The organism is Streptococcus mitis (assembly GCF_003942685.1).
GTDB classification, from domain to species: Bacteria; Bacillota; Bacilli; order Lactobacillales; family Streptococcaceae; genus Streptococcus; species Streptococcus mitis_CD.
Genome location: NZ_RJNR01000001.1, coordinates 192025 through 206706, shown reverse-complemented (window position 1 = coordinate 206706; position 14682 = coordinate 192025). Strand labels below are relative to the sequence as shown.

Annotated in this window: 27 protein-coding genes; all 27 read right to left on the bottom strand. The window is 40.6% G+C overall.

Features of this window, described 5'->3' with window-relative positions; genetic code table 11:
* Window positions 1-91 precede the first annotated feature (91 nt).
* Window positions 92-1429, bottom strand: a complete 1338-nt coding sequence (locus tag D8855_RS01080) for a PFL family protein (RefSeq protein ID WP_000354901.1) — start codon at window positions 1427-1429, stop codon at window positions 92-94.
* Between the two features lie 9 nt (window positions 1430-1438).
* Entirely contained in the window at window positions 1439-1705 is a 267-nt protein-coding gene (locus D8855_RS01075) for an ACT domain-containing protein (protein WP_000644130.1), read from the bottom strand.
* Between the two features lie 264 nt (window positions 1706-1969).
* Window positions 1970-2356, bottom strand: a complete 387-nt coding sequence (rplQ, locus tag D8855_RS01070; protein ID WP_000331493.1) for a 50S ribosomal protein L17 — start codon at window positions 2354-2356, stop codon at window positions 1970-1972.
* 11 nt (window positions 2357-2367) lie between these two features.
* Window positions 2368-3303, bottom strand: coding sequence for a DNA-directed RNA polymerase subunit alpha (locus D8855_RS01065; RefSeq protein WP_000568988.1), 936 nt, complete (start codon window positions 3301-3303; stop codon window positions 2368-2370).
* A gap of 42 nt (window positions 3304-3345) precedes the next feature.
* Complete coding sequence (gene rpsK / locus D8855_RS01060) at window positions 3346-3729, bottom strand: 30S ribosomal protein S11 (RefSeq protein ID WP_001118385.1); 384 nt, start codon at window positions 3727-3729, stop codon at window positions 3346-3348.
* A 17-nt stretch (window positions 3730-3746) separates the two neighbouring features.
* Window positions 3747-4112, bottom strand: a complete 366-nt coding sequence (gene rpsM, locus D8855_RS01055) for a 30S ribosomal protein S13 (protein WP_000090781.1) — start codon at window positions 4110-4112, stop codon at window positions 3747-3749.
* A 17-nt stretch (window positions 4113-4129) separates the two neighbouring features.
* Window positions 4130-4246, bottom strand: coding sequence for a 50S ribosomal protein L36 (gene rpmJ, locus D8855_RS01050; RefSeq protein WP_001808836.1), 117 nt, complete (start codon window positions 4244-4246; stop codon window positions 4130-4132).
* 24 nt (window positions 4247-4270) lie between these two features.
* On the bottom strand, window positions 4271-4489 hold the full coding sequence (infA, locus tag D8855_RS01045) for a translation initiation factor IF-1 (RefSeq protein ID WP_001029883.1): 219 nt from the start codon (window positions 4487-4489) through the stop codon (window positions 4271-4273).
* A 116-nt stretch (window positions 4490-4605) separates the two neighbouring features.
* Complete coding sequence (locus D8855_RS01040) at window positions 4606-5244, bottom strand: adenylate kinase (RefSeq protein WP_049552540.1); 639 nt, start codon at window positions 5242-5244, stop codon at window positions 4606-4608.
* Between the two features lie 149 nt (window positions 5245-5393).
* Entirely contained in the window at window positions 5394-6704 is a 1311-nt protein-coding gene (gene secY / locus D8855_RS01035) for a preprotein translocase subunit SecY (RefSeq protein ID WP_000465402.1), read from the bottom strand.
* Window positions 6705-6716: 12 nt separating this feature from the next.
* A complete protein-coding gene (rplO, locus tag D8855_RS01030) occupies window positions 6717-7157 on the bottom strand; it encodes a 50S ribosomal protein L15 (RefSeq protein ID WP_000766087.1) in 441 nt (146 codons plus the stop codon).
* A gap of 144 nt (window positions 7158-7301) precedes the next feature.
* Window positions 7302-7484 (bottom strand): 50S ribosomal protein L30, encoded by a 183-nt coding sequence (rpmD, locus tag D8855_RS01025; protein ID WP_000057241.1) that lies wholly within the window; start codon window positions 7482-7484, stop codon window positions 7302-7304.
* A 13-nt stretch (window positions 7485-7497) separates the two neighbouring features.
* Complete coding sequence (gene rpsE, locus D8855_RS01020; protein ID WP_000874202.1) at window positions 7498-7992, bottom strand: 30S ribosomal protein S5; 495 nt, start codon at window positions 7990-7992, stop codon at window positions 7498-7500.
* A gap of 17 nt (window positions 7993-8009) precedes the next feature.
* Window positions 8010-8366, bottom strand: coding sequence for a 50S ribosomal protein L18 (gene rplR / locus D8855_RS01015; RefSeq protein WP_000624044.1), 357 nt, complete (start codon window positions 8364-8366; stop codon window positions 8010-8012).
* An 83-nt stretch (window positions 8367-8449) separates the two neighbouring features.
* Entirely contained in the window at window positions 8450-8986 is a 537-nt protein-coding gene (gene rplF, locus D8855_RS01010; RefSeq protein WP_000086626.1) for a 50S ribosomal protein L6, read from the bottom strand.
* Window positions 8987-9286: 300 nt separating this feature from the next.
* Complete coding sequence (rpsH, locus tag D8855_RS01005) at window positions 9287-9685, bottom strand: 30S ribosomal protein S8 (protein WP_000245504.1); 399 nt, start codon at window positions 9683-9685, stop codon at window positions 9287-9289.
* A 284-nt stretch (window positions 9686-9969) separates the two neighbouring features.
* Window positions 9970-10155, bottom strand: coding sequence for a type Z 30S ribosomal protein S14 (locus D8855_RS01000; RefSeq protein ID WP_001085697.1), 186 nt, complete (start codon window positions 10153-10155; stop codon window positions 9970-9972).
* A 17-nt stretch (window positions 10156-10172) separates the two neighbouring features.
* The gene (rplE, locus tag D8855_RS00995; RefSeq protein ID WP_000013542.1) at window positions 10173-10715 is read right to left on the bottom strand and encodes a 50S ribosomal protein L5; all 543 of its coding nucleotides are present in this window, start codon (window positions 10713-10715) and stop codon (window positions 10173-10175) included.
* Window positions 10716-10738: 23 nt separating this feature from the next.
* Window positions 10739-11044, bottom strand: coding sequence for a 50S ribosomal protein L24 (gene rplX, locus D8855_RS00990; RefSeq protein ID WP_000497691.1), 306 nt, complete (start codon window positions 11042-11044; stop codon window positions 10739-10741).
* Between the two features lie 78 nt (window positions 11045-11122).
* The gene (gene rplN / locus D8855_RS00985) at window positions 11123-11491 is read right to left on the bottom strand and encodes a 50S ribosomal protein L14 (protein ID WP_000616545.1); all 369 of its coding nucleotides are present in this window, start codon (window positions 11489-11491) and stop codon (window positions 11123-11125) included.
* A 25-nt stretch (window positions 11492-11516) separates the two neighbouring features.
* A complete protein-coding gene (gene rpsQ / locus D8855_RS00980) occupies window positions 11517-11777 on the bottom strand; it encodes a 30S ribosomal protein S17 (protein WP_000440801.1) in 261 nt (86 codons plus the stop codon).
* 24 nt (window positions 11778-11801) lie between these two features.
* A complete protein-coding gene (gene rpmC / locus D8855_RS00975) occupies window positions 11802-12008 on the bottom strand; it encodes a 50S ribosomal protein L29 (RefSeq protein WP_000772918.1) in 207 nt (68 codons plus the stop codon).
* Between the two features lie 9 nt (window positions 12009-12017).
* Window positions 12018-12431 (bottom strand): 50S ribosomal protein L16, encoded by a 414-nt coding sequence (gene rplP / locus D8855_RS00970; protein ID WP_000960946.1) that lies wholly within the window; start codon window positions 12429-12431, stop codon window positions 12018-12020.
* 3 nt (window positions 12432-12434) lie between these two features.
* A complete protein-coding gene (rpsC, locus tag D8855_RS00965) occupies window positions 12435-13088 on the bottom strand; it encodes a 30S ribosomal protein S3 (protein WP_000529936.1) in 654 nt (217 codons plus the stop codon).
* A gap of 12 nt (window positions 13089-13100) precedes the next feature.
* Window positions 13101-13445 carry a 50S ribosomal protein L22 gene (rplV, locus tag D8855_RS00960; RefSeq protein WP_000818137.1) on the bottom strand — a complete coding sequence of 115 codons (345 nt, stop codon included), beginning with the start codon at window positions 13443-13445 and terminating at the stop codon, window positions 13101-13103.
* A gap of 11 nt (window positions 13446-13456) precedes the next feature.
* The gene (gene rpsS / locus D8855_RS00955) at window positions 13457-13738 is read right to left on the bottom strand and encodes a 30S ribosomal protein S19 (RefSeq protein WP_000533766.1); all 282 of its coding nucleotides are present in this window, start codon (window positions 13736-13738) and stop codon (window positions 13457-13459) included.
* Between the two features lie 103 nt (window positions 13739-13841).
* Complete coding sequence (gene rplB / locus D8855_RS00950) at window positions 13842-14675, bottom strand: 50S ribosomal protein L2 (RefSeq protein ID WP_000512911.1); 834 nt, start codon at window positions 14673-14675, stop codon at window positions 13842-13844.
* Window positions 14676-14682 lie beyond the last annotated feature (7 nt).

Sequence of the window (14682 nt, the reverse complement as noted above, 5' to 3'; positions counted from 1 at the left end):
ATCTGTTTCAAATAATATTAGGAGGTCTTTATTTAATGATTATAATATACACATCCAACCTTAAATAGAACTTAAAATTTCTCCTATTTTCTTAATTTTTAAAACTATGAATTGGTGCTGGGATTTGTCCTCCACGAGAGATGAAATCAACAGACGAAGCCCCATTGACCTTCATAACAGGTGCAGTTCCTAATAGACCACCAAACTCAATCATATCGCCTTCTTTTCCTTTTGGAATGATACGAACAGCTGTTGTTTTCATGTTAATGACACCAATTGCAGCCTCATCCGCAATCATAGCCGCAATGGTTTCAGCAGGTGTATCCTCTGGAATGGCAATCATATCCAAACCAACGGAACAGATAGCCGTCATAGCTTCTAGTTTTTCCAAATTAAGAGAGCCATTTTGCACTGCAGCAATCATTCCTTCATCCTCTGAAACAGGGATAAAGGCACCAGACAAACCACCAACTTGGTTGCAGGCCATAACTCCGCCCTTCTTAACTTGATCGTTCAAGAGAGCCAAGGCAGCCGTCGTTCCATGCGTACCAACTGTCTCTAGTCCCATTTCTTCTAGGACACGTGCTACAGAATCTCCAACCGCAGGAGTTGGCGCCAAACTCAAGTCCACAATACCAAACTCCACACCCAGTCTTTCACTAGCCATCTGACCAACCAATTGACCGATACGAGTGATTTTAAAGGCAGTTTTCTTAACTGTTTCGGCTACTACATCAAAGCTCTGTCCACGAACTTTTTCCAAGGCACGTTTCACCACACCAGGACCAGAAACTCCGACATTGATGATAACATCTGCCTCCCCAACACCATGAAAAGCACCCGCCATAAATGGATTGTCCTCAACAGCATTAGCGAATACAACCAACTTAGCTGCCCCCATATCTGATAGATTAGCCGTTTCCTTAATAACTCGTCCCATATCTGCTACAGCCGTCATATTAATACCAGACTTGGTTGAGCCAATATTAACTGACGAGCAAACCTTATCCGTTTCAGCCAAAGCACGAGGAATAGAATTGATTAGAATCTCATCTCCCTTTTGATACCCTTTTTGTACCAAGGCAGAGAAACCACCAATAAAGTCCACACCAATCTCTTTCGCAGCCTTATCAAGCGCTTTTGCTAAAACTACATAGTCCGTCGCATCTGTCGCTGCTCCAATCAGAGAAATAGGAGTCACCGATACACGCTTATTAACGATAGGAATTCCCAACTCAGCTGCAATTTCATCGCCAACAGCCACTAAATTAGCCGCCTTGGTCGTAATCTTTTGATAAATTTTCTCCGCAGCACGATTGATATCTGGATCGATACAGTCTAATAGAGAAATCCCCATGGTAATAGTTCTGATATCGAAGTTTTGCTCCTCAATCATGGCAATGGTTTCAGTAACTTGTCTAATATCCATGATAACCTCCTAGATATTATACATAGCTTCGAAAATCGCTGCACTCTGAATATTGATTTTCACATTCAAAGTTTGCCCAAAAGCTTCAAATTCATTACGAAGATAGGTAAAATCTTGCTTTTTATCACTAGAGACGACAGCCATCATCGTGAAATATTCATCCAAGACAGTTTGAGAGATATCGTCTATATTCAAACCCAATTCTGCAATTTTTCCAGAAACACCTGCAACAATTCCAGATTTATCTTTACCAACAACAGTTATAATCGCTTTCATAAGCAAACTCCAATTCTTCTTATAATAAGAAACCTGAACATTAAACAGGATTCTTTTCAAATAGTATAGCATAATTCTAACTAAAATACTCAAAAACGCCTGCTTACGAAGTTGTTCTTAAGAAAAAAACAATTTCGTAAACAAGCGTCTACTATCCCAACTTATGATGAGTGTTCCCGCTAGGACCGAAATCCTAGCGGTAGACCAGAGCTAGACTAAGAGCACAAGACTCCATCATCATAACACTCAACAAAATTGATGATTTTATACTAATTCGATGATCGCCATTGGCGCTGCATCACCACGACGTGGTTCAGTTTTAAGGATACGAGTGTATCCACCGTTACGTTCAGCATAACGAGGTGCGATTTCTGAGAACAATTTTTGAAGTGCTGTAGTAGAAGTGTACTTATCAGTTGCTTCATCATAGTTTTCAGATGCGATTTCATTACGTACGAAAGCAGCTGCTTGACGACGTGCATGCAAATCACCACGTTTACCTAGAGTAATCATTTTTTCAACAGTTTTACGGATTTCTTTAGCACGAGCTTCAGTTGTCACGATTGATTCGTTGATCAAAAGGTCAGTTGTCAAATCGCGAAGCATTGCTTTACGTTGTGAGCTAGTGCGTCCTAGTTTACGGTAAGCCATGTATTCCTCCTTTATTTATCTTTTAATCCAAGACCCAAATCAATGAGTTTGAGTTTCACTTCTTCCAAACTCTTGCGTCCAAGATTTCGTACTTTCATCATCTCTGCTTCAGATTTTTCTGTCAAATCATGCACAGTATTGATACCGGCACGTTTCAAACAGTTGTATGAACGCACAGACAAGTCCAGTTCCTCAATCGTACGATCCAAAATACGATCGTCAGATTCAGTATCAGCTTCTTTCATCACTTCAGTTGACTTAGCAATCTCAGTAAGATTTGTAAACAAATCAAGATGTTCTGTCAAAATACGTGCTGAAAGCCCTAAAGCATCTTCTGGAATAATTGTTCCATTTGTCAAGATTTCAAGGGTTAATTTGTCAAAACCATCGTTGCTACCTACACGAGCAGGTTCCACTTGATAGTTGACTTTGGTAACTGGTGTATAAATAGAATCTACAGCAAGTGTCCCAACTGGTGCATTATCTTTTTTATTTTCATCAGCAGGTACATATCCACGACCACTGTTAACAGTCATAGTCGCTTTTAGGGAAGAACCTTCACCGATTGTAAAGAGATAATGATCTGGATTTACAATTTCAATATCGCTATCTGTCAAAATGTCACCAGCTGTTACTTCAGCAGGACCTTCAACATCCAGTTCGATGATTTTTTCGTCTTCAACGTACGATTTCACTGCAATTCCTTTAATGTTCAGAATGATTTGCATCACGTCTTCACGAACACCTGGAACTGTGTCAAATTCATGTAACACACCATCAATATTGATAGATGTCACAGCTGCTCCTGGTAGAGAAGCTAGAAGTACACGACGAAGAGAGTTACCAAGAGTTGTACCGTAGCCACGTTCAAGTGGTTCGATTACAAACTTGCCATAATCTTTATTTTCATCAATTTTTGTTATATTTGGTTTTTCAAACTCGATCATTTAGTTACTCCCTCTTAAACGAAAAGCAGTGTAATGCGATGATTATACACGGCGACGTTTTGGAGGACGAGCACCATTGTGTGGCACTGGAGTCACATCACGAATTGCTGTTACTTCAAGACCAGCGGCAGCAAGCGCACGAATAGCTGACTCACGACCAGAACCTGGACCTTTTACAGTAACTTCAACTGATTTAAGACCGTGTTCTTGTGCAGATTTAGCAGCAGCTTCAGAAGCCATTTGAGCAGCGAATGGTGTAGATTTACGAGAACCTTTGAAACCAAGAGCACCAGCTGATGACCAAGCAATTGCATTACCATGCACATCAGTAATCATAACAATAGTGTTATTAAATGTAGCGTGAATATGAGCAATACCAGATTCGATATTCTTTTTCACACGACGTTTACGTGTTGGTTTAGCCAAGACTTTTACCTCCTATATTATTTTTTCTTACCAGCAATCGCAACAGCTTTGCCTTTACGAGTGCGAGCGTTGTTTTTAGTGTTTTGTCCACGGACAGGAAGTCCACGACGGTGACGGATACCACGGTATGAACCGATTTCCATCAAACGTTTGATGTTCAAGTTTACTTCACGACGAAGGTCACCTTCAACTTTGATTGCATCCACTTCACGACGGATAGCATCTTCTTGATCTGATGTAAGATCACGTACACGAACATCTTCTGAGATTCCAGCAGCAGCCAAAATTTTCTTAGATGTTGCAAGTCCGATACCATAAACATAAGTCAATGAGATTACTACACGTTTGTCATTTGGAATGTCAACTCCAGCAATACGAGCCATGTTTTCTCCTTTCTATCTTATCCTTGACGTTGTTTGTGTTTTGGATTTGCTGGGCAAATCACCATAACACGACCATTACGACGAATAACTTTACAGTATTCGCAAATTGGTTTGACCGATGGTCTTACTTTCATTTCTTATCCCTCCAAGTTTTTCGATTATTTAAAGCGGTAAGTGATACGTCCACGTGTCAAGTCATATGGACTCATTTCGACAGTAACACGATCTCCCGCTAAAATACGAATATAGTTTTTACGAATTTTACCAGAAACTGTTGCTAAAATCTGATGTCCATTTTCAAGTTCAACCGTAAACATTGCATTCGGCATTGTATCAACTACTTTGCCTTCAACTTCAATCACATCGTCTTTTGCCACGCAAAAGCACCTCCATAAATTTCGATTCGATGCCTCTAGACACAGAGACAACAATTATAAGTCAGACTATCTCAGTATAACATTTGTAGCGGATTTTTGCAAGTGTGAAAAACGCTTTATTTCAAATTTGTCAATACTTTTTCGATATCTGAAAAGACATCATTGATATCTTGATTACCTTCGATGTCATGAACCAAACCTTTAGCACGGTAGTGAGCAATGATTGGTTCTCCTTGAGCAATATTAACGTCCAAACGACGTTTTACTGTCTCAGGCTTATCATCTTCACGTTGGTAGTAATCTTCTTCTTTATAGTCAACTGGTGGATTAAAGACCTTGTGGAAAGTTTCTCCAGTTACGCGGTGGATGATACGGCCACTCAAACGTTCCAAGAGGCTATCTGGATTCACTTTAATGTTGATGACACCTTCTAGTTCAATGCCAAGTTCAGCCAATGTTTTGTCCAAGGCATGAGCTTGTTCGATTGTACGCGGGTAACCATCCAACAAGAATCCTGTTTCTTTAATATCATCTTGTGAAAGACGTTCTTTTACGATTCCATTTGTCACTTCGTCAGGAACCAATTCACCCTTGTCAATGTATGACTTAGCAAGAACACCCATTTCAGTTTGATTTGCCATAGCAGCGCGGAACATATCACCAGTTGAGATATGTGCAACATGGAATTGTTCTACGATTTTTGCTGCTTGAGTTCCCTTACCTGCACCAGGTAAGCCCATAATCAAAAGATTCATGATTTGATCTCCTTATTTTATTTTTAAATAGAAGTAAAAAGTCTTTTCACCCCTATTTAAAAACAAAATAGAAGAGGGGAGACCAAACTCTCACTAATGTTAGAGTTAAACCTCCACTCCCTCAGCATTTACTGATTCTGTAAATACTTTTATTCTGTTCTGTCCATGAAACCAACATACTTACGTTTCAATAGGTAACCTTCCAATTGTTTGATTCCTTCAATACCTGTAGAGATAATGATCAAAAGACTTGTTCCTCCAAAAGCAACTGCTTCTGAAAGTCCAAAAACATCTTTTGCTACGATCGGTAAAATAGAAATCACACCAAGGAAGAGAGAACCAACAGTTGCAAGACGACGAAGAAGTTTAGACATATATTCTTCTGTACCTTTACCAGGACGAACTCCGTGGATATAGGCACCGCTCTTTTGTAGGTTTTCTGCCGCTTTTTCAGGATTAATCTGTACAAACGTATAGAAGAATGTAAAGAGAATAATCAATAAAGCATACATAGCAATACCAGTTGGTGAAGTTGTTGCCAGCATTTCTTGTGCTGTTCTTACCCAGGCCCAATCATGACCTGTAGCGCTTAAAAACTGTAGAATAGCTGCTGGCGCCGCAGTAATCGAACTTGCGAAGATAACAGGGATAACTCCAGCAGGGTTTACCTTCAATGGAAGGTAAGAGCTAGATGGAGCACCTTGCGCAACCTTAGTATATTGGATTGGAATTTTGTATTCTGCTTGTTGAACATAAGTCGTAAAGTAAATGATCAACAATACAGTAATAATCAAAATGATTACAAAAATAATAGATGAGTTGATACGGTCACTTGGAACGTTCACAAAGTAGTCCACATAGATGCCCTGAATCATCTCTGGAATTGAGGCAACAATCCCGGCAAAGATAATCATAGAAACACCATTTCCGTATCCCTTATCTGTAATCTGCTCTCCCAACCAAGTCACAATCATACTACCAGCTGTTAAGATGATACCAATCATGATAAAGACTTGTGGAGTAAGAGCTGTTTTCAACAATTGAGCTCCAGCCAAAGTATTAAAACCAGCTGTAATCCCGATAGATTGCACAAAAGCAAGAACTAGAGCAATATAACGAGTAGCTTGATTTAATTTTCTTCGACCTACTTCCCCTTGTTTACCCCACTCTACAAATTTGGGTAAAATATCCATTTGCAAGAGTTGGACAACGATAGAGGCCGTAATGTAGGGACTGACACCAAGAGCAAAAACTGAGAAGTTTTTCATGGCATTCCCTGAGACCAAGCTCAACATGTTTAAGAAGGATAATCCACTTAAAGCATTCAAGCTATTGGCATTCACACCAGGAACTGTAATGCTAGTTCCGATACGAAAGACCAAAACGATAAAAATTGTGAATAAAATTTTTGATCGAACTTGCTTGACTTTAAGAGCTTCTCTTAATAATTTAAAAAACATAGGTCACCTCTCTTAGATGACTTCTACTGAACCACCTTTAGCAGTGATAGCTTCTTCAGCTGATTTAGAGAATTTAGCTGCTTTCACAGTCAATTTCTTAGTCAACTCACCGTTACCAAGAATTTTAATACCTGATTTTTCAGCTTTAACAATTCCTGCTTCGATAAGAACAACTGGAGTAACTTCAGCACCATCTTCAAAGACGTTCAATTGGTCAAGGTTCACAATTGCGTATTCTTTAGCGTTGATGTTAGTGAATCCACGTTTTGGAAGACGACGGAACAATGGAGTTTGTCCACCTTCAAAACCAAGGCGAACTCCGCCACCGCTACGAGCTTTTTGACCTTTTTGACCACGACCAGATGTTTTACCGTTACCTGATGAAGTACCACGACCAACGCGGTTACGTACTTTACGAGAACCTTCTGCAGGTTTCAATTCATGAAGTTTCATTTCTATTTTCTCCTCTTTTGTAAAATGCTAGCGCCGATAAGGGAGAAAAGGTTGTCTCCCCCATCAACTCGCCTATACGACGTCATCATAGATGACTATATCTAGTTTTAGGGGATGGTATAGTGCACATCCCCTAAAAATTCATTAGTTTACTTCTTCAACTGTTACCAAGTGAGATACTGCTGTGATCATACCACGGATAGCAGCGTTATCTTCTTTAATAACAGAGCTGTTCAATTTGCCAAGTCCAAGTGCTACAACAGTTTTACGTTGTGATGGAATGCGTCCGATTGGAGACTTAGTCAAAGTAATTTTAATTTGAGCCATTTTATCCCCTTTCTTATGCCAAATCAGAAACTGAAATACCACGAAGGGCAGCAACTTCTTCAGCGCGTTTCAATTGTTTCAAACCTTCAACAGTTGCACGAACAATGTTGATTGGAGTGTTAGAACCAAGTGATTTAGATGTAATATCTGCCACACCTGCCAATTCCACAACGGCACGAACTGCACCACCAGCGGCTACTCCAGAACCTTCTACAGCAGGTTTCAACAATACTTTAGCTCCACCGAATTCTGAAAGAACTTCGTGTGGGATTGTTGTTCCAACCATAGGAACTTCAATCAAGTTTTTCTTAGCATCATCTACTGCTTTACGGATTGCTTCTGGAACTTCTTGAGCTTTACCAGTACCAAATCCTACGCGACCGTTGTGGTCACCAACAACAACAAGAGCTGCGAAACGAAGACGACGTCCACCTTTAACAACTTTTGTAACACGGTTGACAGCAACTACGCGTTCTTCTAATTCAACTGCATTGTCTTTAAATGCCATTTTCTAGTGTCCTCCTATTAGAATTTCAATCCGTTTTCACGAGCTGCATCAGCCAAAGCTTTCACACGTCCGTGATATAGATATCCACCGCGGTCGAACACCACTTCTGAAATACCTTTAGCGTTTGCACGTTCTGCAACGAGTTTACCGACAGCAACGGCTTGTTCAGTTTTAGTTCCTTTTGAAACTTCTTTGTCAAGAGTTGAAGCACTTGCGAGCGTTACACCCGCTACGTCATCAATCACTTGAGCGTAGATGCCTGTATTAGAACGGAATACGTTCAAACGTGGGCGATCAGCAGTTCCAGAGAGTTTTCCGCGAACGCGACGGTGGCGTTTTTGGCGGAGTTTGTTTTTATCTGGTTTTGAAATCACAGTTTTCACCTCTTTAGTTTTAAATCGTGTGCTATGCACAAAGTTGGAAAATAGGTTGGTGGTTGAGAATCAACCACTCAACATTATTTACCTGTTTTACCTTCTTTACGGCGAACAAATTCACCAACGTAACGGATACCTTTACCTTTATATGGTTCTGGTGAACGAAGGCTACGTACGTAAGCAGCTGTTTGCCCAACTACTTCTTTTGAAATTCCGCTAACAACAATTGTTGTTGGGTTTGGAAGTTCAAAAGTAATTCCTTCTGGAGCTTCAACTTCGTCTGGATGAGATTTACCAACAGCCAAAACAAGTTTAGATCCTTGAAGTTGTGCACGGTAACCAACCCCGCGCATTTCAAGTTCTTTCTTGAATCCTTCTGATACACCAACAACCATGTTGTTCAAAAGGGCACGAGTAGTTCCGTGGATAGTTTTCATTTCTTTTGAATCGTTTGGACGGTGAAGAGTTACTTCAGTACCTTCCACACGGATTTCAATATCTTTTGAGAACTCACGAGTAAGTTCTCCTTTAGGTCCTTTTACAGTTACAACGTTGTCATTGTTAGTGATTTCAACACCAGCAGGCAACACGATAACTTTATTACCAATACGTGACATATTTATTTTCTCCTGTTAAATTGTCAGGCCAGAATGGCCAGTTTTCACGGGGTTCAGATACTTATTGAGTTCAATAGCTAAATTGAACACGCTCTAAGAACTGTGCAAAATAGATAAGTTGGCTTGTTTGTAAACAAACTTCTCCAACTTCCTAATTTTGCTTTGTTCTTTACGAGCTTTGTATCTTGATTTGAGTTCGAGCTAAGAATTTGGTGAAAAAGATAAGTTTGTCTTGAAGCATCGCTCCTGCTACAAACTTCCTATTTTCACTGCATTCTTTTAACGCTCTCACATCATCAATTACCAAACGTAAGCGATAACTTCCCCACCAACATTCTTTTGGCGTGCTTCTTTATCAGTAAGCAAACCTTCAGAAGTTGAAAGGATAGCAATTCCAAGTCCGTTAAGAACTTTTGGAAGGTCTTCACGTTTTTTGTAGACACGAAGTCCTGGTTTAGAAACACGTTTCAAGTTAGTGATAACTTTTTCACCGTTTGGTCCGTATTTAAGGAATACACGGATGATGCCTTGTTTGTCATCTTCGATGATTTCAACGTTTTTTACAAAACCCTCGCGTTTGAGGATTTCAGCAATCCCTTTTTTGATGTTTGATGCAGGTACTTCAAGTACTTCGTGTTTAGCTTGGTTAGCGTTACGAATACGAGTTAGGAAGTCTGCGATTGGGTCAGTCATAACCATTTTATTTTTCTCCTCTTACTAGTAGTTTGCAAGTTGCACTTGCTAGTTAATACATGATACAAAGAGCGTAACAGCACTAGCAAAAATAGGCAATTTGATGCAGGAGCGATGCTCCAAAGAAAATTGGTCTTTTTTGCAAAAGCTGTAGCTCGTGTTCAAATTGGCAAGCCCAACTGAACCCGGGCTAAACTCTGTGTGAAAAAGATAAACTTTCCTAGAAACTTCAGTTTCTTCGTCAAGTTTCCTATTTTCACTTAGAGTTTTGACGCCCTTGATATCTTAAATTACCAAGATGCTTTTGTTACACCAGGAATTTGTCCTTTGTAAGCTAATTCACGGAAGCAAACACGGCAAAGTTTAAATTTGCGGTAAACTGAATGTGGACGACCACATTTTTCACAACGAGTATAAGCTTGAGTAGAGAACTTCGCTGGACGTTTGTTCTTAGCAATCATTGATTTTTTAGCCATTAGATTTACCTCCTATATTATTTTGCAAAAGGCATTCCAAGGCCTGTAAGCAATGCACGTGACTCTTCGTCAGTGTTAGCAGTTGTTACGATAACGATGTCAAGACCACGAGTTTTGTCAACGTCATCGAAGTTGATTTCTGGGAAGATCAATTGTTCTTTCACACCAAGTGTGTAGTTTCCGCGTCCATCAAATGATTTTGTTGGAACACCGTGGAAGTCACGTACACGTGGAAGTGAAACTGAAACCAATTTATCCAAGAATTCGTACATACGTTCACCACGAAGGGTAACTTTTGCACCGATCGCAACACCTTCACGAAGACGGAAGCCGGCGATTGATTTTTTAGCTTTAGTGATAAGTGGTTTTTGACCTGAGATAAGTGCCAATTCTTCAGCAGCTTTTTCAAGGCTTTTAGCGTTTGATACAGCTTCACCAACACCCATGTTCAAAACGATCTTATCTACTTTAGGCACAGCCATCACTGATGAGTAGTTGAATTGTTCTGTCAAAGCAGGAACTACTTCATTAAGATATTTTTCTTTTAAACGATTTGCCATTATACTTCTCCTTTCCTTCGTGATTAATCAAGCACTTCGCCTGATTTTTTGTTGTAGCGAACTTTTTTACCGTCTACAAATTTGTAACCAACACGACCAGCTACACCATTTTTGTCCAAAACTTGAACGTTTGATACGTGGATAGCTGCTTCTTTCTCGATGATACCACCTTGAGGAAGCTCGTTAGTTGGACGTTGGTGTTTCTTAACGATGTTAACACCTTCAACGATAACTTTGTTTACTTTTGGAAGGGCAGTAAGGACAACAGCTTCTGTTCCCTTATCTTTACCAGCGATTACGCGAACTTTGTCGCCTTTTTTTACAAACATTAGGTTTCTCCTTGATTTTTCTTACGCCCATAAGGGCACCCTGGAGGTAAATCCAGGGGACTAGTTTGTTTCTAAAAATTAAAGTACTTCTGGAGCAAGTGACACGATCTTCATGAAGCCACCTTCACGCAATTCACGTGCAACTGGGCCAAAGATACGTGTTCCGCGAGGAGTTTTGTCTTCACGGATGATAACTGCTGCGTTTTCGTCAAACTTGATGTATGAACCATCAGCACGACGAGCACCTGATTTAGTACGAACGATAACTGCTTTAACAACGTCACCTTTTTTAACCGCACCACCAGGAGTAGCTTGTTTTACAGATGCCACGATAACATCACCGATGTTTGCAAATTTACGTCCTGAACCACCAAGAACTTTGATAGTCAAGATTTCGCGAGCACCGCTGTTGTCTGCGACTTTCAAACGAGTTTCTGTTTGAATCATTTCAGTTTTCTCCTTTCAGGTTTGATTAGATGATGACCGCTTCTTCAACAACTTCTACAAGACGGAAACGTTTTGTAGCTGAAAGCGGACGAGTTTCCATGATACGTACGATATCGCCTTCTTTGGCAACATTGTTTTCATCATGAGCTTTGTATTTTTTAGAGTAGTTAATACGTTTACCATAGACTGGGTGGTTACGTTTTGTTTCAACTACAACTGTGATTGTCTTGTCCATTTTGTCAGATACAACACGTCCAACAAGAACTTTACGATTATTGCGTTCCATTGAAATTTCTCCTTCCCTAGTCTATTATTTCGCTTCAGATTGAACTGTTTTGATACGAGCGATTTGTTTTTTAACTTCTTTCAAGCGAGCTGTTTGTTCCAATTGACCAGTAGCAGCTTGGAAACGAAGTTCAAACAATTCTTTTTTCAATTCGTTTTCGCGCTTCGCGAGTTCTTCTTGAGAAAGACCACGAAGTTCTTTAACAAATTCTTTTACTTCATTAAGTTTCATGCCTTCTCCTTATTCTGCTTCACGTTTTACGAATTTACATTTAACTGGCAATTTGTGGCTAGCAAGACGAAGCGCTTCGCGAGCGATCTCTTCAGATACACCAGCGATTTCGAACATCACTTTACCACGTTTAACTGGTGCTACCCAACCTTCAGGTGCCCCTTTACCAGATCCCATACGCACACCGATAGCTTTAGCAGTGTATGATTTGTGTGGGAAGATTTTAATCCAAACTTTACCACCACGTTTCATGTAACGAGTCATGGCGATACGAGCAGCTTCGATTTGGCGGTTAGTGATCCAGTGGCTAGTTGTAGCTTGAAGACCGTATTCACCGAATGCTACTTCTTTTCCACCTTTTGCTTCACCGCGCATTTTTCCACGGAATTCACGACGGTGTTTAACACGTTTAGGTACTAACATTGGTTATTTACCTCCTTTAGTGTTTTTGCGAGCTGGAAGAACTTCACCACGGTAGATCCATACTTTAACACCAAGTTTACCGTATGTAGTATCTGCTTCTTCCCAAGCGTAATCGATATCTGCACGAAGTGTGTGAAGTGGAACAGTTCCTTCAGAGTATCCTTCAGCACGGGCGATATCTGCACCGTTCAAACGACCTGATACTTGAGTTTTGATTCCTTTAGCTCCAGCACGCATTGCACGTTGGATTGCTTGTTTTTGTGCACGACGGAAAGCAACACGTTGCTCCAATTGACGAGCAATTCCTTCACCTACAAGGTGAGCATCCAAATCAGGTTGTTTGATTTCGATGATGTTGATGTGTACTTGTTTTCCAGTCAATTTGTTAAGTTTTGCACGGAGTGCATCAACGTTAGCACCACCTTTACCGATAACCATACCTGGTTTAGCAGTGTGAAGTGAAACGTTAACTTTGTTTACTGCGCGTTCAATTTCGATAGTTGAAACTGCTGCGTCAGCAAGTTCTTTTTGAACGAATTTACGGATTGCAAGATCTTCATGAAGGTAATCCGCGTATTCTTTTTCAGCATACCATTTGGCATCCCAATCACGGATGATGCCGACACGCATACCAATTGGATGTACTTTTTGACCCACGATTTTACCTCCTTATTTTTCTGCAACAGCTACAGTGATGTGAGCTGTACGTTTGTTAATTGGTGAAGCTGAACCTTTCGCACGTGGACGGAAACGTTTCATAGTTGGTCCTTCGTTTGCGAATGCTTCAGATACTACCAAGTTAGCTTTATCCAAACCAAAGTTGTTTTCAGCGTTAGCTACAGCTGAGTTCAAAACTTTCAAGATGATTTCAGCAGCTTTGTTTGGAGTGAATGTCAAGATTGCGATTGCATCGGCTACGCTTTTACCACGGATGTTATCAAGAACAAGACGTGATTTACGAGGTGAAACACGTACTGTACGAGCCATTGCTTTAGCTGAAGTAATTTCTGCCATTTATGTTCTCCTTATTTTCTACGTGTTTTCTTGTCGTCTGCAGCGTGACCTTTGTAAGTACGAGTTGGTGCAAATTCACCAAGTTTGTGACCTACCATGTCTTCTTGGATGTAAACAGGTACGTGTTTACGACCGTCATAAACTGCAATAGTGTAACCAATGAAACTTGGGAAGATCGTTGAACGACGTGACCAAGTTTTAATAACTTTTTTCTTTTCGTCGTTAGCTTGAGCTTCAACTTTTTTCATCAAATGCTCATCGACGAAAGGTCCTTTTTTAAGACTGCGTCCCATTTTTATATTTTCTCCTTTAAATGTTGTACCACAGCGGCTTGCGCTCACATGGAGCGCTACCGAGCTGGCGGATTTACTAGTTTCTTAAGCGACTAGTTTAATATTATTTCTCGTTGCGACGACGAACGATAAGTTTGTCAGATTTCGCTTTCTTGTTACGAGTTTTAAGACCAAGAGCAGGTTTGCCCCATGGAGTAGATGGTGCTTTACGACCAACTGGTGCTTTACCTTCACCACCACCGTGTGGGTGATCGTTAGGGTTCATTACAGAACCACGAACTGTTGGGCGGATACCTTTCCAACGACTACGTCCTGCTTTACCAAGGTTCACAAGTCCGTGTTGTTCGTTTCCGACAACACCAACTGTAGCACGACAAGTTCCAAGAATCATACGAACTTCACCTGATTGAAGACGAACAAGAACGTATTTACCTTCAGAACCCAATACTTGAGCAGATGCTCCAGCAGCACGTACCAATTCACCACCACGACCTGGTTTCAACTCGATGTTGTGGATCAAAGTACCAACTGGGATGTTAGCAAGTGGAAGAGCATTTCCGACTTTGATATCTGCTTCTGGACCTGAAACGATACGTTGACCAACTTCAAGACCTTTTGGAGCGATGATGTACGCTTTCACACCGTCAGTGTAGTGTACAAGAGCGATGTTTGCAGAACGGTTTGGATCGTACTCGATTGTTTTAACAACTGCTTCAACGTTGTCTTTGTTACGTTTGAAGTCAACCAAACGGTAGAAACGTTTGTGTCCACCACCTTGGTGACGAACTGTGATACGACCGTTGTTGTTACGACCAGCCTTGCTCTTCAATGCAACAAGCAATGATTTTTCAGGAGTGCTTGTTGTGATTTCAGCGAAATCCAAAGAAGTCATATTACGGCGACCGTTTGTTGTTGGTTTATAAACACGAATTCCCACGATATTT

Excerpts from the sequence above, each read along its gene's own strand:
- D8855_RS01080 (WP_000354901.1), bottom strand. The coding sequence starts at position 1,429 with ATGGATATTAGACAAGTTACTGAAACCATTGCCATGATTGAGGAGCAA.
- D8855_RS01075 (WP_000644130.1), bottom strand. The coding sequence starts at position 1,705 with ATGAAAGCGATTATAACTGTTGTTGGTAAAGATAAATCTGGAATTGTT.
- rplQ (WP_000331493.1), bottom strand. The coding sequence starts at position 2,356 with ATGGCTTACCGTAAACTAGGACGCACTAGCTCACAACGTAAAGCAATG.
- D8855_RS01065 (WP_000568988.1), bottom strand. The coding sequence starts at position 3,303 with ATGATCGAGTTTGAAAAACCAAATATAACAAAAATTGATGAAAATAAA.
- rpsM (WP_000090781.1), bottom strand. The coding sequence starts at position 4,112 with ATGGCTCGTATTGCTGGAGTTGACATTCCAAATGACAAACGTGTAGTA.
- rpmJ (WP_001808836.1), bottom strand. The coding sequence starts at position 4,246 with ATGAAAGTAAGACCATCGGTCAAACCAATTTGCGAATACTGTAAAGTT.
- D8855_RS01040 (WP_049552540.1), bottom strand. The coding sequence starts at position 5,244 with ATGAATCTTTTGATTATGGGCTTACCTGGTGCAGGTAAGGGAACTCAA.
- secY (WP_000465402.1), bottom strand. The coding sequence starts at position 6,704 with ATGTTTTTTAAATTATTAAGAGAAGCTCTTAAAGTCAAGCAAGTTCGA.
- rplO (WP_000766087.1), bottom strand. The coding sequence starts at position 7,157 with ATGAAACTTCATGAATTGAAACCTGCAGAAGGTTCTCGTAAAGTACGT.
- rpmD (WP_000057241.1), bottom strand. The coding sequence starts at position 7,484 with ATGGCTCAAATTAAAATTACTTTGACTAAGTCTCCAATCGGACGCATT.
- rpsE (WP_000874202.1), bottom strand. The coding sequence starts at position 7,992 with ATGGCATTTAAAGACAATGCAGTTGAATTAGAAGAACGCGTAGTTGCT.
- rplF (WP_000086626.1), bottom strand. The coding sequence starts at position 8,986 with ATGTCACGTATTGGTAATAAAGTTATCGTGTTGCCTGCTGGTGTTGAA.
- rpsH (WP_000245504.1), bottom strand. The coding sequence starts at position 9,685 with ATGGTTATGACTGACCCAATCGCAGACTTCCTAACTCGTATTCGTAAC.
- D8855_RS01000 (WP_001085697.1), bottom strand. The coding sequence starts at position 10,155 with ATGGCTAAAAAATCAATGATTGCTAAGAACAAACGTCCAGCGAAGTTC.
- rplE (WP_000013542.1), bottom strand. The coding sequence starts at position 10,715 with ATGGCAAATCGTTTAAAAGAAAAATATCTTAATGAAGTAGTTCCTGCT.
- rplX (WP_000497691.1), bottom strand. The coding sequence starts at position 11,044 with ATGTTTGTAAAAAAAGGCGACAAAGTTCGCGTAATCGCTGGTAAAGAT.
- rplN (WP_000616545.1), bottom strand. The coding sequence starts at position 11,491 with ATGATTCAAACAGAAACTCGTTTGAAAGTCGCAGACAACAGCGGTGCT.
- rpsQ (WP_000440801.1), bottom strand. The coding sequence starts at position 11,777 with ATGGAACGCAATAATCGTAAAGTTCTTGTTGGACGTGTTGTATCTGAC.
- rpmC (WP_000772918.1), bottom strand. The coding sequence starts at position 12,008 with ATGAAACTTAATGAAGTAAAAGAATTTGTTAAAGAACTTCGTGGTCTT.
- rplP (WP_000960946.1), bottom strand. The coding sequence starts at position 12,431 with ATGTTAGTACCTAAACGTGTTAAACACCGTCGTGAATTCCGTGGAAAA.
- rplV (WP_000818137.1), bottom strand. The coding sequence starts at position 13,445 with ATGGCAGAAATTACTTCAGCTAAAGCAATGGCTCGTACAGTACGTGTT.
- rpsS (WP_000533766.1), bottom strand. The coding sequence starts at position 13,738 with ATGGGACGCAGTCTTAAAAAAGGACCTTTCGTCGATGAGCATTTGATG.